Consider the following 25,510-nt stretch of genomic DNA (forward strand, 5'->3'; position numbering starts at 1 on the left):
CGGGTGACCTTAATAGGTCACCACGCTGCGCACGCCCTTGCCTTCGTGCATGAGGTCGAAGCCTTTGTTGATGTCCTCTAGCGGCATCACGTCGGTGATCAGGCTGTCGATGTCGATGCGGCCTTCCATGTACATGTCGACGATGCCCGGCACGTCCGTCCGGCCCCGCGCGCCGCCGAAGGCGGAGCCGCGCCAGTTCCGGCCGGTGACGAGCTGGAAGGGGCGGGTGCTGATCTCCGCGCCCGCCGGCGCGACGCCGATGATGACCGAGGTGCCCCAGCCCTTGTGGCAGCACTCGAGCGCCTGGCGCATGACGTTCACATTGCCGATGCACTCGAACGAGTAGTCCGCGCCGCCGCCGGTCAGCTCGACGAGGTGGCCGACGAGGTTCTCGCCGTGGTCCTTGGGGTTCACGAAGTCGGTCATGCCGAAGCGCTTCGCCATCTCGACCTTGCCGGGGTTCAGGTCGACGCCGACGATCTGCCGCGCGCCGATCAGCTTCAGCCCCTGGATGACGTTCAGGCCGATGCCGCCGAGGCCGAAGACGACGGCGGTGCAGTTCGGCTCCGCCTTCGCAGTGAACATGACCGCGCCGAGGCCCGTGGTGACGCCGCAGCCGACGTAGCAGACCTTCTCGAAGGGCGCGTCGGGGCGGATCTTCGCGAGCGAGATCTCGGGCAGGACCGTGAAGTTCGAGAAGGTCGAGGTGCCCATGTAATGGAGGATCTTCTCGCCTTTGTAGGAGAAGCGCGAGGTGCCGTCGGGCATGACGCCCTGGCCTTGCGTCGTGCGGATGCGTTGGCAGAGGTTCGTCTTGGGGTTGAGGCAGTACTCGCAGGTCCGGCATTCGGGCGTGTAGAGCGGAATGACGTGGTCGCCGACCGCGACGTCGGTGACGCCAGGGCCGACCTCGCGGACGATGCCCGCGCCTTCGTGCCCGAGCACGGCCGGGAAGGCGCCCTCGGGGTCCTTGCCCGACAGGGTGTAGGCGTCGGTGTGGCAGATGCCGGTCGCCATCACCTCGACCAGGACCTCGCCGGCTTTCGGCCCTTCGAGGTCGAGTTCTACGACCTCCAGCGGCTTTCCGGCTTCGAAGGCGACTGCGGCGCGGGTCTTCATGGGCGGGCTCCTGATAAGCGGGCGTAGCGTTCCGCCCGTCTGTCCCGCCTCGTCCTCTCCATGTCCACCGCGGCGTTCAGTCCCGCCATGGGGCGGCGGCGTCCCGAACGGTACACGTATCCGTGATGCGTTAACGGTCCATCAACCATGAGTTGCACATCTTAAGGCTCCGTTCATCAAGGAGACCCGGATGTTACCGAACCCCTCCCTCCTGGGCCTCGCCTCGGCGATGGCGCGGCACGCAGGGCACGTCCACGCCGTGACGGCGGACAACGTCGCGCGGGCCGACATGCGCGGCGCCAAGGCGAAGGAAGCCGCCCGTTTCGGCGATGCGCTGCGCGGCGAGCCCCTGCAGGCGAAGGAGAGCCGGAACCCGATCTCCCTCGACTCGCAGCTCGTCCGGATGGCGCAGAACGCTGGCCGTCATGACGCCGCAATCACCGTCTGGACCAAGACGCTCGACCTGATGCGCCTCGCGGCGGGGAGCCCGCGGTGAGCGTCGATCCGATCCTCGGTGCGATGCGCGCCGCCTCCTCCGGCATGGAGGCGCAGACGACGCGCCTACGGCTCTCTTCCGAGAACCTCTCGAACGCGGACACGCCCGGCTACAAGCGCAAGCTCGTCGCCTTCCGGCCCTTCGAGGGCGGCGTCGAGGCGGGTCCCGTGCGCCTCAGCCAAAAGGAAGGAGAGCGGGTCTTCGACCCTTCGCACCCTTTGGCCGACGCGGACGGCACGGTCCTCATGTCGAACGTCGACGCGATGATCGAGCTCGCCGACGCGCGCGAGGCGGGCCGCCTCATCACGCTTCTGAACCTCGTCGCCGGCTGTTCGTGCACGGCATCAGCTTTGCGGACGCGCTTCAGAACTACTGGATCCTGGCCGTGGGCCACGGCAAGGGGGCCGCCGGCCACGCCGCGTCCGGCGGCGCTGTCAACGATCCGCGCCGCCGCGCCCCCCGCCTGCGCCTCGTCGTCGCGATCGAAACGGACACGGACGGCGTCCATGCCGTCGAGGTGGAGACGCCGCGTCTGCGCGACGGGTTCACGGCGGCCGTGCGTAGCATGGACACGGACGTCCTGACTGCGCCCGGCGGTCTCGAAGCCTTGCGCGGCGTTCTGCACGACCGGGCTCGCGAAGTGCTCGGCGAAGACGCACCGCGTACCATCCTCATCACCGACTTCATCACGACCTGAGGCTTTCATGACTCCTCTTACCCTCACACTCGACCTCGCGGCCCTGGGCGCGAGCGCCTCGGCGGTGCTGTACTGCGCACGCCTGCATCGTCAGCTGTCGAAGCTTCACCGTCTGGAGGAAGGCGCTGGCCGCGCCATCCGTGAGCTGACGGCAGCGACGAAGGCCTCTCAGGCCGCGAGCGAAGGCATCGGCAGGACGGCGAGTGAGGAGGTCGAAAAGCTCAACGCCGCCTGCGCGAGGTTGAAGGTCCAGCAACAGAGCGTCGACGACCTCGCCGGAATACTGGACGGCCAAGCCGCAAGCGCAGAACGCCGAGCGAAGCAAGCCGCCGACGCGGCCGAGCGATCCCTGACCGTCTTGGCGACGCGGGCTCGGGTCGAACTCGACGCGCTGGAACATGGCGTCGCGATCGCCTGCAAGGCCGTTCGAGCCATTCGGAGCGAGAAGCCGTCGGACAGACCGGCCCGCAACGAGCCCACGACGCTCGGCGCCGACGCCGCCCCGGTTCGCCAGCGTGCCGCCGCGATGGCGAATCCGTTCCTTAAGGCCGTCGGGTCGTGAGTGGGCGCCCTTCGATCCTCCTGGTTCTGACGGTGCTCTTCGGCGTCGGGGCGGCGGGCCGGGGTGCCGAGGCGCTGGTAAGCCTGGACGCGGTACCGCGATCGTCGCTGGAACCCGTTACGGAGGCGCCGCACGCCTTCGAGGCCCTGGACGATTGGTCCGCGGACCTCGACGAGCGGGCCGAGGCGATCGAAGCCCGCTCGATCGCGGCCGACATGGCGTTGGCCGAGGCGAAGCGGCACGCTGCGCGGGCTAGGGCGGTTCAGGCGGAAGAGCATGAGAACGCCGGACGCCGCCAGGCCGCGCTTTACGGTGCGATGCCGCCCGCGAAAGCGGCGGCGGTGCTTTCGTCCCTGGACGCCGACGCCGCAGCGCGGATCCTCGAGGCGATGCCGCCTCAGACGGCCGGCGCCATCGTCGCGGCCATGACGGCGGATTCGGCCAAGGCCGTCGCGAGGGCGATGAGCGGCTGACGACGCTTCGCCGGCGGTCACTGACGCGGCACCGGCGGCGACGTCTCAGGCCTTCGGACCGGGAGGAGGTGGGAGCGCTGGCGGGGACTCAGGGCAGGGGGGAAGTGTCCCGGCCAGCGCTCCTCTTCAGGAATGGTCTGCCTTTCGGGTAGGGCAGCGGCAGGCCATTCCCTTCGAACTTTTGAGCGTGTCACCGCAGCGCGGTTCCAAGGGCAGAGCTCGTCCGTCCGAAGCGACTGGAGAACGCGGGCCGGGGGGCGAGGGTTCCGCGCCCTGCCCAACTTTCTTCACACCTGACGAAGAATGATGTCCGGGCCGCCTCGTCGGGGGAGGGCGTTCGGATGCGCTGGGTCCCGCCCGGCGCGGGCGCGGCCTCGACGCGGCTCTCGAAGACCGCTTCAAGGGTCTCCTGGAACGCAGCGACTCTCGATCTGACGCATGGCCGCCTTTCCCACCCTCCGTCAGATGCAGTTCTTCACCGCCCTCGTCCGGCGGCGCTCGTTCAGCCGGGCGGCGGACGACTGCTTCGTTTCGCAGTCGACGCTCTCGGCGGGCGTAAAGGAGTTCGAAACGATCCTTGGGGCGCCATTGGTCGACCGCTCCGCGCGGAGCTTCGCGCTGACGTCGCTCGGTGAGGAGGTCGCGAGCCGGGCCCAGGAGATCCTCGCGCTGACGGGCGAGCTCGTGCGGATCGCCGAGGCCCGGCCGCCGCTGACCGGGGAGCTGCGCCTCGCCCTCATCCCGACGATCGGCCCGTTCCTTCTGCCCCGGCTCATGCCCCTTCTCGATGAAACCTACCCCGACCTGCGCCTCTTCCTGCGGGAGGAGCTGACGGACACCCTGGTCGCGGGCCTGCGGTCCGGGCGGCACGACATGGCGGTGCTCGCCCTGCCGATCGAAGACGAGGGCCTCGACACGCTGATCTTCGCCGAGGACCCCTTCGTCTTCGTCTGCCGGCCGGACCATCCTCTGGCCGGCCAGGCCTCGGTCAGCAGCGCCGAGATCGGTCGCGAGAACCTGCTGCTGCTCGAGGACGGGCACTGCCTGCGCGATCATGCCCTTTCGGCCTGCAAGCTTCAGGATCGGCAGACGGCGGACGCCTTCGGCGCGACGAGCCTCTTCACCTTGGCGCAGATGGTGCGCTCCGGGCTCGGATCGACGCTGCTGCCGAGGCTCGCGGTGGAACAGGGGCTCGCCGAGGGGGCTGGCCTCGTCGCGGTGCCCGTGCGCGACGGAGAGGCCTCCCCGTCGCGCGACCTCGGCCTCGCCTGGCGGCACGGCTCGGGCCGGGAGGCGGAGGCGAGGGCGCTCGCAGCGCTACTGGCCTAGCGCCTCTCCCCGGCGCATCATGCCCCGCTCCTCCAGATCCGTGTGACCGCGCTTCAGCGGCGCGATCTCGCCGTTGTCCGACAGGAGGATCGCGATCGCCCGCGTCGATTCGAACTGGCTCAGGACGATCATGATCGCGACCGTGATCGGCACGCAGAGGAGCATGCCGGCGAAGCCCCAAAGCGTCCCCCAGCTCGCGAGGCTCAAGAGGATGACGAGCGGGGAAAGGTTCAGCGACTTGCCGAGGAGCCGCGGCTCGACCACCGATCCCACCGCCTGCTCGGCGGCGGTGAGAAGGCCGAGGGTGAGAAGGGCGAGGCCGGGCCCGCCCTCGGGCTGAACGAGGGCGAGCACGCAAGGAAGGATCACCGCGACGATCGAGCCGATGATCGGAATGAAGTTGAAGGCGAAGATGACGAGCGCCCAGAAGGCCGCGAAGTCGACGCCCAGCACCATCATGATGACGAAGGACACGGCGGCGACCATCAGGCTCGTCAGCGTCTTGATCGAGATGTACTGCCGCACGAGGTGGCCGATGTCGTCGATCACGTCCGAGACGATGGCGCGCGCGTCCCTCGGCCCCGCGATGCGGGTGATCTTCTTGAAGAACCGGCCGCGCTCGACGAGCATGAAGGCGGTGTAGAGGCCGATGGTCACGAGCCCGCCCAATATGCCGCCCGCCGCCTCAGCCACGTCGCCGAGGGCGCCGCGTCCGAACTCGATCAGCTGCTGAGGCACGTCCGCCAGGGCTTCGCTCGCGTCCTGGTTTACGAGGCCGTGCTCGTTCGCCCAGGTGATCGCCGCCGTCGCGAGTTCGGTGAAGCGGGCCTGATAGGCAGGCCACTGCGCCAGCACCTCCTCGATGTTGTCCCGGATGACGAGGCCGAGGCCGAAAAGGGCGAGCACGATGACGGCGAAGGCCAAAGTGAACTCGATCGGCTCGGGCAGGCGAGGGCCGATCACCGGTACCCGGTCGATGCCGCGCTTCACCGTCACGATGAGGAAGCTGACGAAGGCTGCGACCACCACCGGCACGATCACGCCCTTCGCGACCCACAGGACGAAGGCGAGCATGATCGCGAGGCCCGTCCCGAAGAAGAGGGCGGCAAGGCTGCGGCGGGGCACGGGCGGCGTCGCGGTTTGGGGCAGCGCGGCGCTGTCGTCCTGTCGCAAGGGGCGTCCTCCTCAGTCTGACGGAGAGGTAACCCTTCTTTCGCTCGTTTGCGAGGGGCGTACCGGTCGCCACATGGAGGAAAGAGGACAAGGAGAGCGTATGGCTGGGTTCTGGCGGCGGCATGGGGGCGAGTCCGAGCGCATGGCGGCGGAGAGCGCCTCTCCTTCGGACGCGCACGCCGCGAAGGCGAAGCTCCTGCTGGAGGACGCCTCCCACATGTCCGAAGAGGACATCGGCGAGGCCCGCAGCCGGATCGACCTCGAGTTCGTGGCGAAGTTCGTGCGCGTGCTCTCGCGGCTCAACCCGGAGGTCGCCGTTCGCCTCCTCGCGGCCTACTACGCGCTTCGGGACCCCGGCGTGCCGACCCATGCCAAGGCCGGGTTCGCCCTCGCGCTTCTTTACTTCCTGAACCCCGTCGATCTGATCCCGGACGCGATGCCCCTCATCGGCCTCCTGGACGATGCGGGCGTGTTGGCGGGGATCTGGATGTACCTCTCGGGTCACGTCACGCCCGCGCACAAAGAGCAGGCGGAAGCGTTCCTCGCGAACGCGTGACCGCTGAATTGCGGCCTTTCTCAGTCTTTTACCGAACCGTGCCGCCTCATGTGTGTCCCATTTCCGCACGGCATTACGCCGACGAGAAGGGAGACCACCTCATGAAGAAGATTCTCATCGCCGGACTCGCAGGGACCAGCGCCCTCGCGATCGGCGCGGGCGCCAGCGCCGCGACCATCTTCAGCGCGACGATCGAGGTCGCGCAAAGCGGCACGCCGAGCGAAGGCTACACCAACCAGTTCGGTCAGGGTTCGCTCGCCGTCGTCGAGGACGAGGACGGCCTCTACAGCCTGTCGATGAGCGTCGACTTCACGGGCGACCTCGACTTCAGCGGCATCGTCGACAGCGGTCAGATCGACGTGGTCGAAGGAACGGACGCGGGCACGGGCGGCGAAGTCGTCACCGGCTTCCACATTCACGACGGGGACCGCGGCGAGAGCGGCCCGGTCGTCTTCTCGCTCTTCGACACCGCGCTCGGCCTCGGCACGTCGGACACCGACGCGGACACGACGATCGACTTCGGCGATGGTGACGGCACGATCACCGTCAGCAGCACCTGGGACCTCAGCGAGGGTAATGGCGGCGCGACGCTTAACGACTTCCTCGGCGAGCTGCTCGCGGCGAACGAGGGCGAGGACATCGGCCTATACTTCAACCTGCACACGGTCGCAGCCCCGATGGGTCTGATCCGCGGGCAAGTGGTCGCCGAGAACAGCCTCAATCCCGTCCCGCTGCCGGGCGCTGCACTGTTCTTCGCACCAGCGCTCGCAGGCGGTGCCTTGCTGCGCCGTCGCCGCAAGCAAGCGTAACGCGCCTACGAGGTAGGATATCAGGAAGCCCTGCCCCCCCCGGGGGCGGGGCTTTTTTCTTTCGTGTGTCCGCCAGCATGCCGCCACGCAGCGGCCATTGCCGACGCCCCCTTCGCCCGCGATAAGCGAGGCATGACCGACCTTACCGACCCGGTCGCGCTCGCGAGCGACCTCATCCGCTGCCCCTCGGTCACACCGATCGAGGGCGGGGCGCTCGACCTGCTGCAGTTCTGGGCCGAGCAACTCGGATTTCGCTGCACGAGGCTTTCCTTCGGGGAAGGGGCAACATCGGTCGACAACCTTTGGGCCGTTCGGGGCGAGGGCGGACCGCGCTTCTGCTTTGCAGGCCATACCGACGTGGTACCGCCCGGAGATATGGACGCTTGGCAGTCGGGCCCGTTCGATCCGGTCATCGCGGACGGCCGTCTTCATGGGCGGGGCGCCGCCGACATGAAGGGCGGGATCGCCGCGATGGTCGCGGCCGTCGCGCGGGCGGGAGAGCGCACCCCGCCGCTCGCCTTCCTGATCACTGGGGACGAGGAGGGCCAGGCCATACATGGAACCAAAGCCGTGCTCGGCGCGGTCGAGGCGCGCGGTGAAGGCTTCGAACACTGCCTCGTCGGCGAGCCTACCAATCCGGACCGGATCGGCTCGATGATGAAGGTAGGGCGAAGGGGGTCCTGCAACGCGATCCTGACCGTCCATGGGCGGCAGGGGCACGTCGCCTATCCCGACCGCGCGGAGAACCCGCTGCCCGTCCTGCAGCGTATCCTCACCGCGCTCACGGATGTGCCGCTCGATGACGGGTATGACCGCTTCCAGCCCTCCAACTTAGAGCTCACCGGATGGGGCACGCCGGAGGGGGCGGAGAACGTCATACCGGCGTCGGCCTGGACGCGGTTCAACGTCCGCTTCAACCCGAACTGGACGGGGGAGACCTTGGTGCGGGAACTCGAGCGCAGGATCGCCACCGCCGCCGGCCCTACCCAGTGGCACCTCGCGCCCCGTGTCTCGGGCGAGGCGTTCCTGACCGAGGACGACCGGTTCGCCCGGCTCGTCGCGGACGCGGTCGAGGCAGAGACGAAGGTACGACCCGAACTCTCGACTTCCGGGGGCACGTCCGATGCCCGCTTCCTCTCGCGCCACGCACCGACGATTGAGTTCGGCCTGGTCGGCGCGACCATGCATCAGGTGAACGAGAACGTGGCCGTCGAGGACCTCGAAGCGCTGACATGCATCTACGGCCGGATCCTCGCGGGGTACGCGGCGTGGTGAGCGGCAAGGAGATCACGCGCGGTATGGCCGGGACCTTCGCCATGGCCCGCGGCGAGGGGGATTGGGAGGAGAGGCTCGACCTGACGGCGCGAGGTGTCTTCGCCTCGTTCTGGGCGATCCCCCTTTCCTTGCCGGCGGTGATGCTGATCGGCGAGGTGGCGCGTCAGGTACAGTTGTCCCGCACCGACGAGGCGCTGGCAGGTCCGGCGGTCACCGCCACGCTTCAAGTCGTCGCGACGGTCCTGTCTTGGAGCGCGACTCTCTTCGTTCTCGCCAAGCTGGCGTCTCGCGGTCAGGAAGGGTGGCGCGTGACGCCGCTTCTGATCGGCTTCAACTGGTCACGTCTTGCGGTGAACCTGATCGCGGGGCTCGGCGCGGCGGCTGCGGTCGCTGCCAGCACGCCGCTCCTCTTCGGACCCTTTGCGCTTCTGGCGACCGTCCTCTCGGTGTGGCTCCTCTTCGGCGTCGTGAAGCGCTCGCTCGATACGAAGACGGGGCCCACGATCGGCGTTCTCGCCGTCGTCTTTTTGGTCGATCTTCTCGTGGGTCTCGTCGTTTCTACCCTGGCCTCGAGCTTCATCGGCTCGCCCAGCCTCGCGTCATCGTAACGCGTTCGCCCTTATCCCGCGTCCCCGGCCCGGCTAGCTTTGACGCTCGACACGCAGAAAGACCGCCCATGCGGACGCTTTTCTTCCTCGCCCTCCTTCTCGCCGCGACCGGCACGGCACGTGCCCAAGAAGGCGAGTTCACGACCGACGAGGCCGCTCATTGCGGTGCCGTCTTCGTCCGCGTGATTGAGGAGCTGAAGGTGATCACGAACGTGCCGGAGGAGACGCGGCGCAGCGCTGGGATCGAGCTTCTGAAGTGGAAGTACGAACTCTCGGCCTCCGCGCCGGGCGAAGACGACGCGGTTCGTGCCGCCGCCGCAGGCGCGATCGAGGAGGTCAACGCGACCGCCGACGGGCTGACCGACTACGCTGCGCGGGACCGCTGGCTCGCCGACCATGCCGCCGAATGTTCCCGCTCGCTTCGGGCGGCCTACCCTGAGAGCGAACATCCCGTGCTCGTGCAGATGGCCGCCGCAGGGAACGAAGTTGGGAAGGAAGCCGGCAACTCGGCTGTTCCGGAAGAGAAACAGAAGCCGAAGGGCCTACGCTGAGCTGTCATAACGGGCAGCGGCGAAGTAGAGGCCGCGGGCGGGAGCGACCGGCCCGCACGCCGCTCTGTCCTTCGCCGAAAGCGCGGTTCCCACGGCCTCGGGCGGCCATGCGCCGGCGCCCACGCGCTCGAGCGTGCCGGCGATCGAGCGGACCTGGTTGTGAAGGAAGCTGCGCGCCGCGAGGTGCAGGCGGATCTCGTCGCCGGCCCGCTCGATGCGCACCTCGTCCAGCGTCTTGACGGGGCTTCGTGACTGGCAGTGGACCGAGCGGAATGTGGTGAAGTCGTGCCTGCCGATCAGGGCCTTCGCGCCTTCTGCCATCGCGCCTTCATCGAGAGGGATGGGCACGTGCCAGACCCGCTCGCGCTCGAGGGCTGGCGGCGCACGGCGGGCGAGCAACCGGTAGAGGTAGGACCGTCCCGTGCAGCTGAAGCGGGCGTGGAAGCCTTCTTCGGCCTCCTCGGCGTCGAGCACGGCGATAGGCGCAGGCCGCAAATGCGCGTTGAGCGCTTCGCGTACGGTCCTGGCGGGGAAGGGCTTTCGAAGGTCGATATGGGCCGTCATGGCGAGCGCGTGAACGCCTGCATCGGTCCGGCCCGCGCCGACGACGGGGGCGGGCGCCCCGGTGAGCGCTTCGCCCGCGGCCTCGAGCGCGCCTTGCACCGAGGGGCCGTTGTCCTGACGCTGCCAGCCGACGAAGGGCGTGCCGTCGAACTCGACCGTGAGGCGGTAGCGCGGCATGAGGATCAGGTCAGGACGCTGCCGGGCGGCAGGTCGTAGCCGCGCAGGAACTCTTCGGACGCTTGCGGTCGGCCGCCCGGCCGTTGAAGCCTGACGAGTTCGACCGTCCGGCCGTCGCCGCAAGCCACGCCGAGCGCGCCCACCTTCGCGAGCACCGTCCCTGCGGCTTCGTTCGTATCGCTACCGATACGAGAAAGCAGCAGTTTGAGCCTCGTGCCCCGTGCGTCCTCGGTCCACGCGCCGGGGAAAGGCGAAAGCCCACGGATGTGGGCGTCGACTTCGGCGGCGGGGCGGCTCCAGTCGATGCGGGCTTCTTCGGCCGTGATCTTGTGCGCGTAGGTGACGCCGTCCTCGCTTTGCGGCACCCGTGTGAGCCCGCCGCGTTCGAGCGCGGCGAGGCCGCGCGGCAGGAGGTCGGCACCCGTCCGCGAGAGCTTGTCGTGGAGGCTGCCATAGGTCTCGCTGGGCTCGATCGGCACCGTCTCGGAGAGGAGGACCGGCCCCGTATCGAGCCCCGCCTCCATCTGCATGAGTTGCACCCCCGTCACCGCGTCGCCCGCCATGATCGCCCGCTGGATCGGCGCGGCGCCGCGCCAGCGGGGCAGGAGCGAGCCGTGAAGGTTGAGGCAGCCATAGTCAGGCGCATCCAGGATCGCCTGCGGCAAGATCAGGCCGTAGGCGACGACGATGCCGACCTCGGCGCGCAAGTTCGCGAAGGCGTCCTGCGCGTCTGGCTTCTTGAGGCTCGTCGGCGTGCGGACGGGAATGCCGTGAGCTTCCGCGAAGGCGTGGACGGGCGAGGGGTGGAGCTTGTGCCCCCGGCCGCGCGGGCGCGGCGGCTGGCTGTAGACGCAGACGACCTCGTGACCGCTCGCGATCAGCTCGGCGAGGGCGGGCACGGCGTAGTCCGGCGTGCCCATGAAGACGACGCGCATGGGAGGCTCTCCTCAGGAGGCCGCGGCGAGCGCGTCCTTCTTGATCTTCTTCATGATCCGGTCGCGCTTGAGCCGCGAGAGGTGGTCGAGGAACAGAACGCCCTCGAGGTGGTCCATCTCGTGCTGGATGCAGACCGCGAAGAGGCCGGTCGCCTCTTCGGTGACCTCGTTGCCGTCATAGTCGAGGTAGCTGACGACGCAGCGGCTCGGCCTGCAGATCTCTTCGTAGTAGCCGGGGATCGACAGGCAGCCCTCCTCGTAGGGCACCGCGTCGTCCGACGGCTCCGAGATCACGGGGTTGACGAAGTAGCGCGGCTGCGGCGGCTCGCCCTCGCCCGCGAGGTCCATGACGATGACCCTTTGGGGCACGCCGATCTGGATCGCCGCGAGGCCGATGCCGGGGGCGTCGTACATCGTCTCCAGCATGTCATCCATCAACGCGCGGGTCTCGTCGTTCACTTCCGGAACGGGCTTCGAGACCTCGCGCAGGCGCGGATCGGGCACGGTGAGGATGGTCCTGACGGTCATGGCCCGGAGGTAAGGGCCGGGCGCCTGGGGGTCAATCGGCGGGGCGGTCCGTCCAGTCCGGCAGCTCCTCGAGAGCGAGCATGTCCTCGGTGCTCGGACGCCGCCGCACCACCGCGAACCGGTCGCCGTCCACGAGAACCTCGGGGATCAGCGGCCGCGTGTTGTACTGCGACGCCTGCACCGCGCCGTAGGCCCCCGCCGTCTTGAAGGCGAGGATGTCGCCCGGCGCGGGGGCGGTCAGGGGGACGTCCCGCGCGAAGAGGTCCGTCGTCTCGCAGACAGGCCCTACGACGTCGAAGGGCGAAGGATCGCCGTCTCGTTCCGCGACCGGAACGATTGCGTGCCTCGCGCCGTAAAGGGCGGGGCGGATCAGGTCGTTCATGCCTGCGTCCAAGATCGCGAAGGACCGCGCCTCCTGCGCCTTGGTGTAGATCACGCCCGCGATCATGAGCCCGGCATTGCCGGCGATCATCCGCCCCGGCTCGAAGACGAGGCGGACGTCGAGGGCGTCCGTCACGCGCCGCAGCGCCGCCGCGTAGGCGGCGGGGTCCGGCGGCGTGACGCCGTCGCCGTAAGGGATGCCGAGCCCGCCGCCGAGGTCGAGCCGGTCGATGTCGTGTCCTTCGGCGCGAAGATGTTCGATCAGGTCGCCCGCGCGCCGGGCGGCCGCCTCGAAGGGCGCGAGGCTCGCGATCTGGCTGCCGATGTGCAGGTCGACGCCGCGCGCCTCGATGCCGGGCAGGCGCCGGGCGAGGTCGTAGAGCGCGGGCGCGCGTTCCCACGGCACGCCGAACTTGTCGTCCTTCCTACCGGTCGAGATCTTGTCGAGCGTGCCCGCGTCGACGTCCGGGTTCACCCTGAGCGCGACGGGCGCGACCGAGCCCCGCGCCGAGGCGACCTCGGAGAGAGTGCGAAGCTCCGCCTCGCTCTCGACGTTGAACTGGTAGATCCGGGCCTCCAGCGCCGCGGTCATCTCCGCGCGCGTCTTGCCGACGCCGGAGAAGACGATGCGCTCGCCGGGGATGCCCGCCGAGCGCGCGCGGGCGAGCTCGCCGCCCGAGACGATGTCCGCGCCGAGGCCCTCGCTCGCGAGCACCTTCAGGACGGCGACGTTGGACAGCGCCTTTACGGAGAAGGCGACGAGCGCGTCCTCTCCGACCCCGGCCCGGAAGACCTGGGCGTGCCGGCGCAAGGTGGCGCTCGCATAGACGTAGAAGGGCGTGCCGACGGCCTCGGCGATCCTCGGGATCGGAACGTCCTCCGCGTGGAGGACGCCGCCGCGGCGCTCGAAGTGATCCACGGTTCAGCCTCCGTAGGCCGGCGAGGGCTCTTCCTGCGGCGGCGGGGGCGGCACCTTGAGGGGCGCGCGCCGTCCGCAGCCCGCCAGGGGCAGCGAGAGGAGGACGAGGATCAACAAGAATCTCATTCGGACCTCGAAGGAGGGATCGGGGCGGCGAGCCGCCACCTTGCCAGGGGCGGACGCTCTTGGCATCTGCCCGAACCGCTTCCGTCTTGGCAACCGAGGGTCGTCCCCGATGCGTCTTCTTCGCACCCTGACCGAACCGCGCACGCTGCTGATCGTCATGATGATCCTCGGGGGCGCGTTCCTCGCCTATGTAATCCTGGCGGCGTCGGTGCCGAAGAGCCGCCCCTGGGAAGAGGGGGCGGAGACCGATCGTGGCCCGCTTCTGACCGGAGAGGTCGAAGGGTTCCGCCCTGCGGACGTGCCGCGCGGGCTTCCCCCGGTCACCGTCACGAAGGCCGGCGGGGACGAAGCCGAGCTTCGCGCGCTCGCGGGGCGCGGCGAGGTCGTGGTGCTGAACCTATGGGCGAGCTGGTGCGCGCCGTGCCTCGAAGAGTTGCCGAGCCTCGTCGCCATGGCCGAACGCACGGGCGTGACCTTGCTGCCGATCGCGGTCGAGCGGCCCTCCGACGCGCAGACCGCGCTGCTCGAGAAGGCCGGCGTCGCGGGCGCCTTTCCCCTCTGGTCCGATCCCTCCTTGTCTCTCTTGGGCGCCTTCGGCGGCGACCTCGGCCTGCCGCTGACCGCGATCTACGACGTGAGGGGCCGGGAGGTCGGGCGCCTCGAAGGCGCCGCGGACTGGGCCGCCCCCGAGGCTCTCCGCCTGATCGAAGCGATAAGGGACGGCGAAGCGAAGTTCTGACCGTACACTACCGCGAAGTTAGTGGGCGGCTGTTGCCGAAGCGTCCTAGCGGGGGGCGGGGGAGAGCCTAGCCTCGGGTTCGACCCTGCCGGAATCCGAAGGACCCCCTTGTGACCCCGTCCCGACAGAAGACCGCTCTGATCGTTTCCGCCCTTGCCCTCGCGACGGCGGGCGGCGCCTCGGCCTACCGCTTCAGCAAGGCCGAGAGCGCCACGATCGCAACGCAGGACGGCTTCCGGCCCTACAGTGCGCGGGGCGCCGAGCCGGTCGACCCGGCGGCGTACCTCTCGGCTCTCGGCCTCGATGCGGGCTCCTATGAGAGCGCGTCCTTCGATGAAGAGATCGGGGCGCTCGTGGTCACCGGCATCGCCCCGTCCGGAGGCGACGCCGACGTCGCGATCGGCCGCGCGGAGCTGTTCGCGCCCGACCTCGACGCGGCGCGCGCCATCGGGTCTGCCGCAAGCGATCTGCAGGCCCCCTTCGAGCGCCTGCGGCTCTACGACGTGACCCTGACGAAGGACCCTTGCGAGGATGAAGGCACGGAAGGCTGCGGCGCGGACGCCGGTCCCGGCGCGCGGCCCGCGCCGACCATGATCCGCCTTGGCGGGGCGGAAGTGCAGGACCTGCGCGTGCGCCGGCCGGAAGCGCAAGGCGAGGACGCCGTCGCCGCGGCCGCCTGGCTGACGAGCTTCGCCATGGGGGACGTCACGCTTCAGGACCTCGTCGTGACGAACGAGAACACGGTCTCGGTCGCGCAACTCACCCTGAACGGCTACGAGGAAGGACGTCTCGGCCGGGTGAACCTGCGCGCGCTCGAGACGATGACCGGCGAGGAGGTCTCGGCCGTGCGCGGCCGGCTCGCGAGCATGAGCCCCGCGCTCGCCGGCGTTCTGAACGGCCCGCTCGGCGGCCTGTTCCTGCCGGAGAACGCGCGCACGACGATCGCCTCGTTGCGCTGGGACGGCATGAGCGTCGCTGGTCTCCTGCCCTACCTCGCCGCCGGCGAGGAGCCGCCGATGGATGCGGACGACATGATCGAGGTCGGGGGCGCGGAGCTGCGCGATCAGAAGACCTACGTGAACGGCAAGCTCGCCACGAGCGCCGCTCGGACGACGATCTCCGACATCGACTTCCTCGGTTACATGCCGCAGCGCTTCTCGGCGGCGACCGAAGGGGTGACCACCGACTACTCCGTCTACTTCGGCGAGGAGGAAGCAGAGCTCCTCCCCGTCCTGAAGGCGCAAGGACTGACCGCGGTGAAGAGTTCGTCGCGCGTCGATTATGCCTACGACGCGGACGCCGACACGATCCGCTTCACCAGCGAAGGCGAGGCGAAGGACCTCTTCTCGAGCCGCCTCGACGCCCGGATGTCGGCCTTCGACCACGCCGCCGTTCTCGGCGGCGGCGAGGAGGCGCTGAGCGCCGTCGCCATCGACGGGATCACGCTGACGCTCGAGGACGAGGCGCTGATCGGCGCGCTCTTCGCCGTCTACGGCGCGATGGAGGGGCGAGACCCCGCCCGCCTGCGCGAGGGCGTCGCCGGCACGGTCACGATCGCGGCGCTGCAGGGGCAGGGCGTGAGCCCGCGCGTGCCGGACTACGCCGACGCGGTGTCGCAGTTCGTCTCGGAGGGCGGCACGCTCAAGATCTCGATCGATCCGTCGAGCCCCGTCGTCCTCGGCACGCTTTCGGACGGCGCGGCGCGACCGGCCCAGCTCATCGAGCGGCTGAACCTGACCGTCGAGCGCGAAGAGTAGCGTTCAGCCCCGCGCCGCGACGAAGGCGGCGAGGGGGGCGATGCTCGCCGCGAGTTCTTCGTAGACGCCGCGCTTGAAGGGCACGACGAGCCCCGCCGCCTCCGACAGCTCGGCCCAGCGCCAGTCGTCGAACTCCTTGTGCTCGTCCGCGTCGAGGTCGACCTCGTCGTCCTCGCCTTCGAACAGCATCACCGCCCACTTCTGCCGCTGTCCGCGCCAGCGCTTCTTCCGGTACTCTGCCGGGAAGTCGTAGGCGAGCCAGCCCGGCGTCATCGTCAGGAGGCGGGCCGAGGTGACGCCCGTCTCCTCGCGAAGCTCGCGGAAGGCGGCGAGGTCGGGCGCCTCGCCCTCGTCGATGCCGCCCTGCGGCATCTGCCAGCGATACGCCGTCAGCGGCTCGTTCTCGCCGACCCCGGCCCGGGTGCCGAGCCAGACGAGGCCCTGCCGGTTCAAAAGGCAGACCCCTACGTTAGGGCGGTAGTCCTCGAGGCCGTCCGGTACGATCATGGCAGTCTCCTACTGGGTGCGGACCGCGCTCGAGGCGGGCACTACCCCGACGCGCGGCTCTGCAAGGAAGCGTTCGATCGCCGTGACGGCGTCGTCCGAGGCGTAGACCTTGACGAGGGAAACCCGTCCCGGCCGCGCCGCGGCGGCGGCCGCGCGAAGCGCCGCGGCGGGGTTGCCGTCCTCCGGCGTGATCAGCCTGTCCGTCGCGGCGTAGGGCACGCCGGCGATCCGGGCGGCGCCGGCGGCGGCGCCCGTGTCGTCGACGTAGCCGAGCCCGGCCTCGGCCACCCGTGCCATCAGCCGTCCCATCGCGGCCTCGTCGCGCGAGAAGCCTGCGCCGAGGTAGTTCGTGACCATGGGGTAGGCCGGCGCCCGGGCGAGGAGCCAGGCGAGGCGCCTGTCATTGCCGCGCGCGTCCCTCTCCGCCGACAGCGCGGCGGGGCCGAGAGCGGCCGGCGCGACGCCCGGCGTGCTCATCGGCAGTTCGATCAGCACCTCGTGCCCAGCCGAACGGGCGCGTTCGATCAGGCTCGGCAGGCCGCGAGCATAGGGCGCGAAGGCGAGCGAGACCTCCGGCGGCAGCGCGAGCGCCCGCTCGGTCAAGGCGGGGTCGAGGCCGAGGCCGCTGAGGACGACGCCGAGGCTCGCGCCCTCGCCGGCCTTCTGCGTCCGTCGGTACGCCTCGAAGGGGGTCCGCCCGTCCGCTCCTCGTGCCGGGACCGGGCCGTCGGGCGTCGATCGGGTGAGGCCGGGGTCGGGCGCGGCGGGCGGCGTGGCCGGGTTCCCTTCGTGCGGCGCGCGCGGGGTGCGGCCAGGCGTGTCGAGGACCGAGATGACCACCTCGCCCGGGCCGTCGGAGGCGGCCTCTTCGGGCTCCGCGCCGCGCACGACGATGGGAAGCTCGTCATCCTCCGGCATCGGCTCGGCGATCATGGCGCTTCCGGTCGGCGCGTAAGGGTCGGGCCGCGTCGGCAGCGCGAGGTCCACGCTTCGGTCCGGCGCGGCGGGCGGCGGGACGAGGACGGCCGCGAGGACGAGCCCGAGCACGCCGAGGATGAGAAGGGCCCAGGCGATCCTCAGTCGTGAAGGGGGCGGGGTCCGCCGCAAGGCTCTGCTCCTGTCCGAGGTCCGCGGTCACCCTCTGTTGCCGGGTGTTACGCGGAGAGATAGATGGTTCGGCAACCATAGGGCCGCCCGCCCCTGCGTGCCAACGGCGCGAACGCGCCCACGCCAACAGCGGCCACCCGGCGGCAGGAGGAGCCGAACCATGGCCAAGAAGAAGCGGGACGCCGACGACGCGCTGCCCGAGGAAGCCGACCAGACGGCCAAGGCCGAGGCGAAGGAGCGCGCTGCCGCCGAGGAACGGCTCCTCGCCGACGCGCGCAAGAGCCGTCGCCAGATCTGGTCGAAGAGCCGCGAGACGGTCTTCTCGAAGCTGCTCGACACCAAGTCCCGGGTCGGCCGCGACGCGACGGCGATCCTGGAGCCCGACGGCAAGGCGATCAGCTACAAGGACGTGGTGCGCGGCGCCTTCGCCCTGGGCGCGGCGATCTCGCGCTTCACGAAGCGCGGGGAGAACGTCGGCGTCCTCCTGCCGACGAGCGCGGGCGCGGTGATCACGCTCCTCGCCCTCTACGTCGACGGCCGCGTGCCGGCGATGCTGAACTTCACGGCCGGGGACAAGGCGCTTCGGTCGGCGGTCGAGACGGCGCGGATCAAGTCGGTCCTGACCAGCCGCAAGTTCATCGAGCAAGGCGGGCTCGAGGGCGTGGTCGACGCGCTCTCGGCGCATGCCCGGATCCGCTACCTCGAGGACATCAAGGAGAACCTGACCGGCTTCCAGAAGCTGCGCGCCGCGCTCGGCGAGAAGGCGCCCGCGCTCCTGCGCCGTCCGATGAGCCCCGAGACGCCCGCCGTCATCCTCTTCACCTCGGGCACGGAGGGCGACCCGAAGGGGGTCGTCCTCAACCACCAGAACCTCGTCGCCAACGTCGAGCAGATCCGCGGCCATGTCGACCTCGAAGCGGGTGACGTCTGCTTCAACCCGCTGCCCGTCTTCCACTCCTACGGGCTGACGGCGGGATGCTTCTTCCCGCTGATCGAGGGCAAGCCGCTCGTTCCCTATCCGAGCCCGCTGCATGTGAAGATCATTCCGGAGGTCATCCGGAAGACGAACTCGACGATCATCTTCGCGACCGATACCTTCTTGTCGCGCTACCTGCGGGCGGCGAAGCCCGGCTCGATGTCCAGCTTGCGCTACGCCGTCTGCGGCGCGGAGAAGGTCCGGGACGAGACGCGCAACCTTGCAAGGCGGCTCTTCGGCTTCTCCGTCCTCGAAGGGTACGGCGCGACCGAGTGCGCCCCCGTCCTCGCCGTGAATCAGCCGGGCGACATCCGTCCGGGCACGGTCGGGAAGCTCCTGCCGGGGGTCGAGACGAAGCTCATCCCCGTCGAAGGGCTCGAGCACGGCGGGCGGCTCCTGGTGCGCGGCCCGAACGTGATGGCCGGCTACCTCGACCCGGAGACGGGCAAGGTCGTCCCGCCGGAGGACGGCTGGCACGACACGGGCGACGTCGTCACCATCGACGGCGGCGGCTACGTCGCGATCAAGGGCCGCCTGAAGCGGTTCGCGAAGATCTCGGGCGAGATGATCAGCCTCTCGGTCGTCGAGAACTGCGCCAGCGTCGTCTGGCCCGACTCGATCCACGCGGCCGTCGTGCTGCCGGACGACAAGAAGGGCGAGCAGATCGTTCTCCTGACCGAGGAGGAGCGTCCCGACCGAACCGCGCTCCTCGACTGGGCGCAGAGCCACGGCGTGCCCGAGCTCGCCGTGCCGAAGCGGGTGCTGCACTTGTCGGACATCCCGCTCCTCGGCACCGGCAAGGTCGACTACGTCACGCTGAACCAGCGCGCGGAGGAGCTCGTCGCGGCGGCGGAGGCGGAGCGCCAGGCGGCGGAGTGATCCTCAGCGCGGCGGGCGCAGGATCAGGACCATCAGGGCGCCCAAGGTCGCGAGCGAGGCCCAAAGCGGCGTCGCCAGCAGGAAGTTGCCGACGCGCGCGAACCAGCCGCCCTCCTGCACGCCGAGATCGAGCCCGAAGAGCGAGAGGATCGCCCTGGTGGCGCGCAGGGTGACCTGCTGCGCTTCGAGGCTGGTCACGACGTCCGCGCCGAAGAGGGCGAGCGCCAGGCCCAGAAGGACGTAAGCGAGGATTCGGAAGGCGTTCATGGTGGCGGTCCTCGTTCCCGCCCGCACGCTAACGGGCGTCGCGGGCACGGGCAATCAGCGCGGCGGGACCGGTCGGCAGGCGCTCTTCGGCAAGGTCAACGTCCGCCGCCCATCGGCTTCGGGCACGAGGCGGCAGCCTTCCGCGTCGGAGCGGACGTCGAAGCGCAGGGGGAGGGCGGGGCTGTTGGCCTCGTAAGGGCCGGGCCGCGGCGGCAGGACGACGAGGACGGGCGCCGTCGTCGCGGAAGGCTCGCCGAGGGTGATCGTCGCGCGGCCGAGCGCCGCCGACAGCGCGGTGCGGGCGGCATCGACGCCCTCTTCGGTCAGAAGGGCGGGCCCCTCTTCGTCGGGCACGCCCGCGCAGGCGCAAAGAAGAAACAAAGCGGCCGGTCCCGCCGCGGCGACCGGCCGTCTCACAGCCGTCCGCCAGGCAGGCGCATGTCGCGCTCGTCCGCGAGGGGCGCTCTGCGCGGGATCAGCGGCGGGCCGCTCTGCACGGCCCCGCGCGTCCAGGCCGGGGCGGCCGCCTTCGCCATCGTCAGGCCCGGGCAGGCGCCCGTCTCCCGACGCTGAAGAGCCGCGGCGAGCATCCGCTCGCGCGGGTCGCCGAGCGGATAGGTGTAGTCGTCCGCCACCGAGCAGCCCGGCACCGAGACGGCGAAGCCGTCGAAGGACTCGGTCGGCGCGAAGCCGTCGGCGTAGTCACCGAAGCCCTTGTCGTTCACGCCTTGGAACTGGATCGTGTAGTAGGTCTGCCCGCAATTGTCCTCGGGGTAGAAGCCGTAGGGCTTGCCGCAGGTCGTGCTGCCGATCAGCTCGACCTCGAAGTCGACGCCTCGAAGCCCGTTGATCACGGCCTCGCTCGCGCTGCAGGTCGCCTCGGTCGTCAGGATGTAGACCCGGCGTAGGTTCAACACCGGCAGCACCGCCCCGTCGTCATAGGAGAAGCCGAGCCCTTCGGCGAAGAAGGGGACGGGATCGTTGTGCCCGCCCGTGATCGGGTTCGTGCCGCCCACGCCCGTGTTGAACCGCAACTGCTCGAAGGTCTGGCCGCGCGTATAGGCGGGGCCCGCGATCATGTGCGAGAGCTGAGAGGCGATGGCGAGAAGGCCGCCGCCATTGTAGCGCAGGTCGAGGACGAGGTCGCTCACCGCTTCGTCCGCAAGGGTCTGCACCGCGTCCGCGAGCGCCGCCTCCGTCGCGTAGGGGCTGAAGGTGTTCAGCAGCAGGTAGCCCACCTTCCCGCCGTCGCGGTCGAGCACCCGGACCGTGTTGACGGGCGCCTCGGAGAGGTTTGCCGAGGTGATCGTGACGCTGCGCTTGCGGCCTTCCGTATCCTGGACTTCGAAGACGTGGGTCTCGCCCGCCGCGCGGGGAAAGAGGCCGTCATTGATGGTATCGAGCGCCGCCTCGGTCTCGCCGCCATAGACCAGGTCCTCGCCGTCGACGCTGAGGATGCGGTCGCCCCGCGCGAGGACGGGCGCGGCGGGCGTGCCGGGATCGGTGTAGACGACGCGGACCTCGCGCGGCGGGTAGGGATCGATGACGGCCAGGCGCGCACCGTAGCTCGCCGCGGGGGCGGAGTTCCGGTCCCGAAGGTAGTCCTCGGTCGGCTGGCTGAAGTGGAAGTCGTCCTTCGGCGTGCCCGACGGCGTGGTCGCGGTCGTCTTCAGGGTGTCGAAATAGGCCACGGGGCTCGCGTAGTTCGCGGGGTTCCGGTCGGGCACCTCGTTCGCCCAGAGGTAGGTTTCGTGCGTCCAGGAGCGCAGCCAGAACTTCTCATAGGCGAGCGAGCCCGCTCTGTCGGGGAAGGGGTTCCCCTCGAGGTCGACCCCTGTACGCGGCCGCTCGCAGCGGTTCGCGAGGGTCGAGGACGCCGGGTAGGTGCCGGGTTCCCAGGTCGGCGCCGTGCTGACGGTCGGCGCCGGCGTCGGCGCGCGGCTCGGCTGCGGCGAGGACGAGGAGCCGCCCCCGCCGCCCGAGCAGGCCGCGAGGAGGGCGAGCGCGGCACACCGCGCGGCGTTCGAGCGATGCACCCCTGCCATCACGCTGATCATACGTGCTTTTCGCCCTGGGCGGAAGCGGCGCCGATGGCCGCAGTCGCAATGGCGCCGCTCAATCGAGTGCCGCGGTCTCGACCGGTTCGTCCGGCAGGTTGCCGAGTTCCACGGCGAGCTTGGCGAGGGCCGGGGGCAGGGACGCCGCGAGGTCGGCCACAGCTTGCGCCTCAGCCGCGTCGCGCAGCTTCTCGCCGCGCCCGACGGCCCGCGCAGCCGCAGCGAGCCCGTCCTTCGTCACCGTCTCCGAGGCGGTGAGGTAGGGATAAGCGTTTCGCACGTCGAGCAGGATCGCCTCGGCGTGCCCCAGAGCGTCGACCTTGCGCCCCGGCAGCAAGAAGGCGCCCATGATCGTCAGGTCGCCGACCGAGAGCGGGCTCTGCCGCGCGTCGTGGGTGCCGAAGACTTCGTAGACGAAGACCGCGTCCATGTGCTGGCGCGCGGCGCCGAGCCGAATCTTCTGAACCGCGCGCTGCGCTGGTGAGCCGGTCACGGCGCCACTCGAGGCGAGTTCGGCGACGAGGAGGTTGAGGGGCGTCACCTCGCCGTAGGCGCCACCGGTCTCCTCCATCAGCGCCGCCCAGGACGCCATCTCGTCGTCGGGGATCGGGGTGAGCTGGCCGCCCTCGATCCGGGCGATGCCGATGCGGGCCGGAAAGCGCAGGAGAGGCTCGACGCTGGCCGCAGCCCGGAACGCTGCGTCGTCGACACCGAGGGCCGCGTCCGAGGCCCCGGCGACCGCGCTGTCGTAGCGGCCTAGGTACTCGCGGCCCGAGCTTGTCTGCACGCTGGTGGAACACCCTGCGAGCGCGAGCGCGCATAGCCCCAAACCGATACGTCTCATGGCTTTTCCCCTCCCGGGCTTTCCCTTCCCGCGACGCTTCCCCATGTCGGACGGCAACGCAAGCGTTTCGGAGTACGCATGACCACCATCCTCGCCGTCCGCCGGGGCGGAACGGTCGCCGTCGGGGGCGACGGCCAGGTCTCGATGGACAAGACCATCTCGAAGGGCGACGCGCGCAAGGTGCGCAGGATCGCAGGCGGGCGCGTGATCGCGGGCTTCGCGGGCGGCACGGCCGACGCCTTCGCGCTTCTGGAGCGCCTGGAGGGCAAGCTCGAGCAGTATCCGACCCAGCTGACCCGCGCCTGCGTCGAGCTCGCCAAGGACTGGCGGACCGACCGCGCCCTGCGGCGGCTAGAGGCCTTGATGATCGTCGCGGACGGGGACACGACCTTGATGCTGTCTGGCCTCGGCGACGTGATCGAGCCGGAGACCGAAGAAGGTGGGGGCGTCATCGCCATCGGGTCGGGCGGGTCGTTCGCGCAGGCCGCCGCGCTGGCGCTCCTGCGGCACACGGACCTTTCGGCCGAAGACATCGTGCGCGAGGGGCTGAAGATCGCAGGCTCGATCGACGTCTACACCAACGACCGCGTCACCCTCGAGACGATCGGCGCCGCCGGCGCGACAGGCGAAGGAGAAGCCCGATGAGCGACCTCACCCCCAAGGCGATCGTCGCGGAGCTCGACCGCTTCATCATCGGCCAGCGCGACGCGAAGAAGGCGGTCGCGATCGCGCTTCGCAACCGCTGGCGCAGGCGCCAGCTCCAGGGGCCGCTGCAAGAAGAGGTCACGCCGAAGAACATCCTGATGATCGGCCCGACCGGCGTCGGCAAGACCGAGATCTCGCGCCGCTTGGCGAAGCTCGCCGACGCGCCGTTCCTCAAGGTCGAGGCGACCAAGTTCACCGAGGTCGGCTATGTCGGCCGGGACGTGGACTCGATCGTCCGGGACCTGATGGAGGTCGCGATCGGCCTCGTGCGGGACCGCCGCCGCGAGGAGGTGAGGGCCCGCGCGCGCGAGGCGGCGGAGGACCGCGTCATCGACGCCCTCGTCGGCGCGACCGCGTCCGAGGCGACCCGCGAGAGCTTCCGGCGGCGCCTCAACGAGGGCACGCTCGACGACGCGGAGGTCGAGATCGAGGTCTCGGACACGGGCGGGATGCCGAGCTTCGACATCCCCGGCATGCCGGGCGGCTCGGCCTCGGTGATCAACCTCTCCGAGATGATGGGCAAGGCGTTCGGCGGGCGGACCAAGACCAAGAAGATGACCGTCAAGGAGGCCTACGAGCCGCTGATCAACGACGAGAGCGACAAGCTCCTCGACGACGAGCAGATCACGGCCGAGGCCATCGAGGCGGTGCAGAACGACGGCATCGTCTTCCTAGACGAGATCGACAAGGTCGCGAAGTCCGGCAACGCGTCGGGCGCCGACGTCAGCCGGGAAGGGGTCCAGCGCGACCTCCTCCCCCTGATCGAGGGCGCGGTCGTCGCGACCAAGCACGGCCAGATCAAGACCGACCACATCCTCTTCATCGCGTCCGGGGCCTTCCACACGGCGAAGCCGTCCGACCTCCTGCCCGAGCTCCAGGGGCGCCTGCCGATCCGGGTCGAGCTTCAGGCCCTGACGCGCGAGGACTTCCGCGCCATCCTGACCGACACGGAGGCGAGCCTCCTCAAGCAGTACGAGGCGCTGCTCGCGACCGAGGGGCTGACGCTCGACTTCACCGAGGACGGCATCGACGCGCTCGCCGACATGGCGGCGCAGGTGAACGCCAACGTCGAGAACATCGGCGCGCGGAGGCTCGCGACGATCCTCGAGCGCGTGGTCGAGGAGGTCAGCTTCGAGGCAGCGGAGCGTGCGGGTGAGACGGTGACGGTCGACAAGGCCTTCGTGCTCGCTCGGCTCGAAGGCCTCGCCGGCAACGCCGACCTGTCGAAGTTCATCCTCTAGCTCTAGCGCCGGCTGAGCCTGCGAACGAAGACGGGTCGGAATGACGGCCTCATGCCTTCACATCTGCAAGTTTTCGCATATGATGGGCGGGCAAGGAGCGGTTCCGTGTCTCAGCACAGCCTCGTCGCCAAGGAACTCGCCGAGATGTTCAAGCAGCTCGGCCATCCAGACCGCGTGCGTCTCATCGAGGAGCTGCGCGGTGGCGAGAAGGCCGTCGGCGAGTTGGCGGAGGCACTCAGCCTCCCCGCAACCCGCGTCAGCCAGCACTTGGCACAGCTGAAAGCGCACCGGTTGGTGGAGGAACGGCGCGAAGGCCGTCAGCACTTCTATCATCTGACCGATGCGAGCCTCGCGGACTGGGTCGCGAACGCGGTTCACTTCATCGAAGGCCGCGTGCCCATCGACCCTCAGCTCCTGCACGCCGCTCTTGCCGCCTGGCTCGGCGTCTAGGACCCTACACTCAGGAGAAAACCCGTATGCCCCGCATCGCCGCCGGTGTCGTGAAGTTCCAGCAAGAGGCGTTCCCGAAACGCCGCGAGCTCTACGATCAGCTCTCCACGGGCCAGGAGCCCGAGGCCCTGTTCATCACCTGCTCGGACAGCCGGATCAGCCCCAACCTGATGACCTCGACCGAGCCCGGCGAGATCTTCATCGTCCGGAACGCCGGCAACATCGTCCCCCCGCATACCCTTCACACAGGCGGCACGACCGCGACGATCGAGTACGCGGTCGCCGCCCTCAAGGTGAAGCACATCGTCGTCTGCGGCCACACGGGCTGCGGCGCGATGGCGGGCGCGATGGCGCCCGAGACGCTGGGCGGCCTGCCGCACGTCGCCGAGTGGCTCGCCTATGCCCGCGCGGCCGTGCAGACCGTGCAGGAGCTCGGGCAGGGCAAGTCGGACGAAGAGAAGATGCGCCTTCTCATCGAGCAGAACGTCCTTCTTCAGCTCACCCACCTCAAGACGCACCCTTACGTCGCCGCCGCCCTCGCGGCGGGCCGGGTGCAGCTTCACGGCTGGGTCTACGACATCGCATCCGGCGAGGTCGTCGCCTGGGACGAGAACGACGAGCGCTTCGAGCCGGTGGCCGAGCGCTACAAGAACGAGGTGGCGGAGTACGCGGCGCAAGTGACCGCTCAAGATCATTGAGGGAA

At 69.8% G+C, this 25,510-nt stretch carries 30 protein-coding genes and 1 pseudogene; 18 read left to right on the top strand and 13 right to left on the bottom strand.

Annotated elements, in window-relative coordinates; all coding sequences use genetic code 11:
* Nucleotides 1–9: 9 nt before the first annotated feature.
* Nucleotides 10–1,119, bottom strand: a complete 1,110-nt coding sequence (locus GGQ59_RS03970) for an S-(hydroxymethyl)glutathione dehydrogenase/class III alcohol dehydrogenase (RefSeq protein WP_183816003.1) — start codon at nt 1,117–1,119, stop codon at nt 10–12.
* A gap of 190 nt (nt 1,120–1,309) precedes the next feature.
* Between GGQ59_RS03970 and GGQ59_RS03975 the strand changes: the two genes are divergently transcribed.
* From GGQ59_RS03975 to GGQ59_RS03995, 6 genes and pseudogenes are all read left to right on the top strand, one after another.
* Nucleotides 1,310–1,615 (top strand): hypothetical protein, encoded by a 306-nt coding sequence (locus tag GGQ59_RS03975; RefSeq protein ID WP_183816005.1) that lies wholly within the window; start codon nt 1,310–1,312, stop codon nt 1,613–1,615.
* Nucleotides 1,616–1,638: 23 nt separating this feature from the next.
* Nucleotides 1,639–1,719 (top strand): annotated as a pseudogene (locus tag GGQ59_RS15345) (flagellar basal body protein); the annotation flags it as partial.
* A gap of 230 nt (nt 1,720–1,949) precedes the next feature.
* Nucleotides 1,950–2,312 carry a flagellar basal body-associated FliL family protein gene (locus tag GGQ59_RS14920; protein WP_246408267.1) on the top strand — a complete coding sequence of 121 codons (363 nt, stop codon included), beginning with the start codon at nt 1,950–1,952 and terminating at the stop codon, nt 2,310–2,312.
* Nucleotides 2,313–2,319: 7 nt separating this feature from the next.
* Nucleotides 2,320–2,874 (top strand): hypothetical protein, encoded by a 555-nt coding sequence (locus GGQ59_RS03985; RefSeq protein WP_183816007.1) that lies wholly within the window; start codon nt 2,320–2,322, stop codon nt 2,872–2,874.
* Complete coding sequence (locus GGQ59_RS15350; RefSeq protein ID WP_183816009.1) at nt 2,871–3,347, top strand: magnesium transporter MgtE N-terminal domain-containing protein; 477 nt, start codon at nt 2,871–2,873, stop codon at nt 3,345–3,347. Before GGQ59_RS03985 ends, GGQ59_RS15350 begins: the two co-directional genes overlap by 4 nt.
* Nucleotides 3,348–3,785: 438 nt before the next feature.
* Entirely contained in the window at nt 3,786–4,676 is an 891-nt protein-coding gene (locus GGQ59_RS03995) for a hydrogen peroxide-inducible genes activator (protein ID WP_183816011.1), read from the top strand.
* Here GGQ59_RS03995 and GGQ59_RS04000 read toward each other — a convergent pair.
* Nucleotides 4,665–5,849, bottom strand: coding sequence for an AI-2E family transporter (locus tag GGQ59_RS04000; protein WP_183816013.1), 1,185 nt, complete (start codon nt 5,847–5,849; stop codon nt 4,665–4,667). The genes GGQ59_RS03995 and GGQ59_RS04000 overlap by 12 nt on opposite strands.
* Nucleotides 5,850–5,949: 100 nt before the next feature.
* On the opposite strand from GGQ59_RS04000, the gene GGQ59_RS04005 reads away from it, so the two are divergent.
* The 5 genes from GGQ59_RS04005 (at nt 5,950) to GGQ59_RS04025 (ending at nt 9,648) form a co-directional block, all read left to right on the top strand.
* The gene (locus GGQ59_RS04005; protein WP_183816015.1) at nt 5,950–6,405 is read left to right on the top strand and encodes a YkvA family protein; all 456 of its coding nucleotides are present in this window, start codon (nt 5,950–5,952) and stop codon (nt 6,403–6,405) included.
* A 101-nt stretch (nt 6,406–6,506) separates the two neighbouring features.
* Nucleotides 6,507–7,214 carry a CHRD domain-containing protein gene (locus tag GGQ59_RS04010; RefSeq protein ID WP_183816017.1) on the top strand — a complete coding sequence of 236 codons (708 nt, stop codon included), beginning with the start codon at nt 6,507–6,509 and terminating at the stop codon, nt 7,212–7,214.
* Nucleotides 7,215–7,346: 132 nt separating this feature from the next.
* Nucleotides 7,347–8,489, top strand: coding sequence for a succinyl-diaminopimelate desuccinylase (dapE, locus tag GGQ59_RS04015; protein WP_183816019.1), 1,143 nt, complete (start codon nt 7,347–7,349; stop codon nt 8,487–8,489).
* The gene (locus tag GGQ59_RS04020) at nt 8,483–9,097 is read left to right on the top strand and encodes a hypothetical protein (RefSeq protein WP_183816021.1); all 615 of its coding nucleotides are present in this window, start codon (nt 8,483–8,485) and stop codon (nt 9,095–9,097) included. Before dapE ends, GGQ59_RS04020 begins: the two co-directional genes overlap by 7 nt.
* A gap of 68 nt (nt 9,098–9,165) precedes the next feature.
* A complete protein-coding gene (locus GGQ59_RS04025; protein WP_183816023.1) occupies nt 9,166–9,648 on the top strand; it encodes a hypothetical protein in 483 nt (160 codons plus the stop codon).
* On the opposite strand, the gene truA is transcribed toward GGQ59_RS04025, so the two are convergent.
* The 5 genes from truA to GGQ59_RS15135 are packed head-to-tail and all read right to left on the bottom strand — an operon-like array spanning nt 9,640 to nt 13,278.
* A complete protein-coding gene (gene truA, locus GGQ59_RS04030) occupies nt 9,640–10,389 on the bottom strand; it encodes a tRNA pseudouridine(38-40) synthase TruA (RefSeq protein WP_183816025.1) in 750 nt (249 codons plus the stop codon). The two genes, GGQ59_RS04025 and truA, sit on opposite strands and share 9 nt — an antisense overlap.
* Nucleotides 10,390–10,394: 5 nt before the next feature.
* The gene (fmt, locus tag GGQ59_RS04035) at nt 10,395–11,324 is read right to left on the bottom strand and encodes a methionyl-tRNA formyltransferase (RefSeq protein ID WP_183816027.1); all 930 of its coding nucleotides are present in this window, start codon (nt 11,322–11,324) and stop codon (nt 10,395–10,397) included.
* 12 nt (nt 11,325–11,336) lie between these two features.
* Nucleotides 11,337–11,852, bottom strand: coding sequence for a peptide deformylase (gene def / locus GGQ59_RS04040; protein ID WP_183816028.1), 516 nt, complete (start codon nt 11,850–11,852; stop codon nt 11,337–11,339).
* Nucleotides 11,853–11,883: 31 nt separating this feature from the next.
* On the bottom strand, nt 11,884–13,152 hold the full coding sequence (gene lysA / locus GGQ59_RS04045; RefSeq protein ID WP_183816030.1) for a diaminopimelate decarboxylase: 1,269 nt from the start codon (nt 13,150–13,152) through the stop codon (nt 11,884–11,886).
* Between the two features lie 3 nt (nt 13,153–13,155).
* Complete coding sequence (locus GGQ59_RS15135; protein WP_281373713.1) at nt 13,156–13,278, bottom strand: hypothetical protein; 123 nt, start codon at nt 13,276–13,278, stop codon at nt 13,156–13,158.
* 109 nt (nt 13,279–13,387) lie between these two features.
* Between GGQ59_RS15135 and GGQ59_RS04050 the strand changes: the two genes are divergently transcribed.
* Both GGQ59_RS04050 and GGQ59_RS04055 read left to right on the top strand, forming a co-directional pair.
* On the top strand, nt 13,388–14,017 hold the full coding sequence (locus GGQ59_RS04050) for a TlpA family protein disulfide reductase (protein ID WP_183816032.1): 630 nt from the start codon (nt 13,388–13,390) through the stop codon (nt 14,015–14,017).
* 110 nt (nt 14,018–14,127) lie between these two features.
* A complete protein-coding gene (locus GGQ59_RS04055) occupies nt 14,128–15,774 on the top strand; it encodes a hypothetical protein (RefSeq protein ID WP_183816035.1) in 1,647 nt (548 codons plus the stop codon).
* Nucleotides 15,775–15,777: 3 nt separating this feature from the next.
* Here GGQ59_RS04055 and GGQ59_RS04060 read toward each other — a convergent pair whose 3' ends face one another.
* Together GGQ59_RS04060 and GGQ59_RS04065 are read right to left on the bottom strand one after the other, a co-directional pair.
* Nucleotides 15,778–16,281 carry an RNA pyrophosphohydrolase gene (locus GGQ59_RS04060; RefSeq protein WP_183816037.1) on the bottom strand — a complete coding sequence of 168 codons (504 nt, stop codon included), beginning with the start codon at nt 16,279–16,281 and terminating at the stop codon, nt 15,778–15,780.
* A gap of 9 nt (nt 16,282–16,290) precedes the next feature.
* On the bottom strand, nt 16,291–17,388 hold the full coding sequence (locus tag GGQ59_RS04065; RefSeq protein ID WP_183816039.1) for a divergent polysaccharide deacetylase family protein: 1,098 nt from the start codon (nt 17,386–17,388) through the stop codon (nt 16,291–16,293).
* A gap of 160 nt (nt 17,389–17,548) precedes the next feature.
* Here GGQ59_RS04065 and GGQ59_RS04070 point away from each other — a divergent pair, with 160 nt between their 5' ends.
* Nucleotides 17,549–19,243, top strand: a complete 1,695-nt coding sequence (locus GGQ59_RS04070; RefSeq protein ID WP_183816041.1) for an AMP-binding protein — start codon at nt 17,549–17,551, stop codon at nt 19,241–19,243.
* Nucleotides 19,244–19,246: 3 nt separating this feature from the next.
* Here GGQ59_RS04070 and GGQ59_RS04075 read toward each other — a convergent pair whose 3' ends face one another.
* From GGQ59_RS04075 to GGQ59_RS04090, 4 genes are read right to left on the bottom strand one after another with little or no spacing between them, the layout of a single operon-like run.
* A complete protein-coding gene (locus GGQ59_RS04075) occupies nt 19,247–19,510 on the bottom strand; it encodes a hypothetical protein (protein ID WP_183816043.1) in 264 nt (87 codons plus the stop codon).
* 54 nt (nt 19,511–19,564) lie between these two features.
* On the bottom strand, nt 19,565–19,927 hold the full coding sequence (locus GGQ59_RS04080) for a hypothetical protein (protein ID WP_183816046.1): 363 nt from the start codon (nt 19,925–19,927) through the stop codon (nt 19,565–19,567).
* Entirely contained in the window at nt 19,924–21,567 is a 1,644-nt protein-coding gene (locus GGQ59_RS04085; protein ID WP_183816048.1) for a S41 family peptidase, read from the bottom strand. Before GGQ59_RS04085 ends, GGQ59_RS04080 begins: the two co-directional genes overlap by 4 nt.
* Before the next feature lie 58 nt (nt 21,568–21,625).
* Nucleotides 21,626–22,411, bottom strand: coding sequence for a YgdI/YgdR family lipoprotein (locus GGQ59_RS04090; protein WP_183816050.1), 786 nt, complete (start codon nt 22,409–22,411; stop codon nt 21,626–21,628).
* A 78-nt stretch (nt 22,412–22,489) separates the two neighbouring features.
* Here GGQ59_RS04090 and hslV point away from each other — a divergent pair, with 78 nt between their 5' ends.
* The 4 genes from hslV (at nt 22,490) to GGQ59_RS04110 (ending at nt 25,505) form a co-directional block, all read left to right on the top strand.
* Nucleotides 22,490–23,056, top strand: coding sequence for an ATP-dependent protease subunit HslV (gene hslV / locus GGQ59_RS04095; protein WP_183816052.1), 567 nt, complete (start codon nt 22,490–22,492; stop codon nt 23,054–23,056).
* Nucleotides 23,053–24,357, top strand: coding sequence for an ATP-dependent protease ATPase subunit HslU (gene hslU / locus GGQ59_RS04100; protein WP_183816054.1), 1,305 nt, complete (start codon nt 23,053–23,055; stop codon nt 24,355–24,357). The genes hslV and hslU overlap by 4 nt, the downstream gene beginning before the upstream one ends.
* A gap of 105 nt (nt 24,358–24,462) precedes the next feature.
* Nucleotides 24,463–24,807, top strand: coding sequence for a metalloregulator ArsR/SmtB family transcription factor (locus GGQ59_RS04105; RefSeq protein ID WP_221400857.1), 345 nt, complete (start codon nt 24,463–24,465; stop codon nt 24,805–24,807).
* A 26-nt stretch (nt 24,808–24,833) separates the two neighbouring features.
* Nucleotides 24,834–25,505, top strand: coding sequence for a carbonic anhydrase (locus tag GGQ59_RS04110; RefSeq protein ID WP_183816058.1), 672 nt, complete (start codon nt 24,834–24,836; stop codon nt 25,503–25,505).
* Nucleotides 25,506–25,510 lie beyond the last annotated feature (5 nt).

The organism is Parvularcula dongshanensis, from assembly GCF_014199615.1.
GTDB classification, from domain to species: Bacteria; Pseudomonadota; Alphaproteobacteria; order Caulobacterales; family Parvularculaceae; genus Parvularcula; species Parvularcula dongshanensis.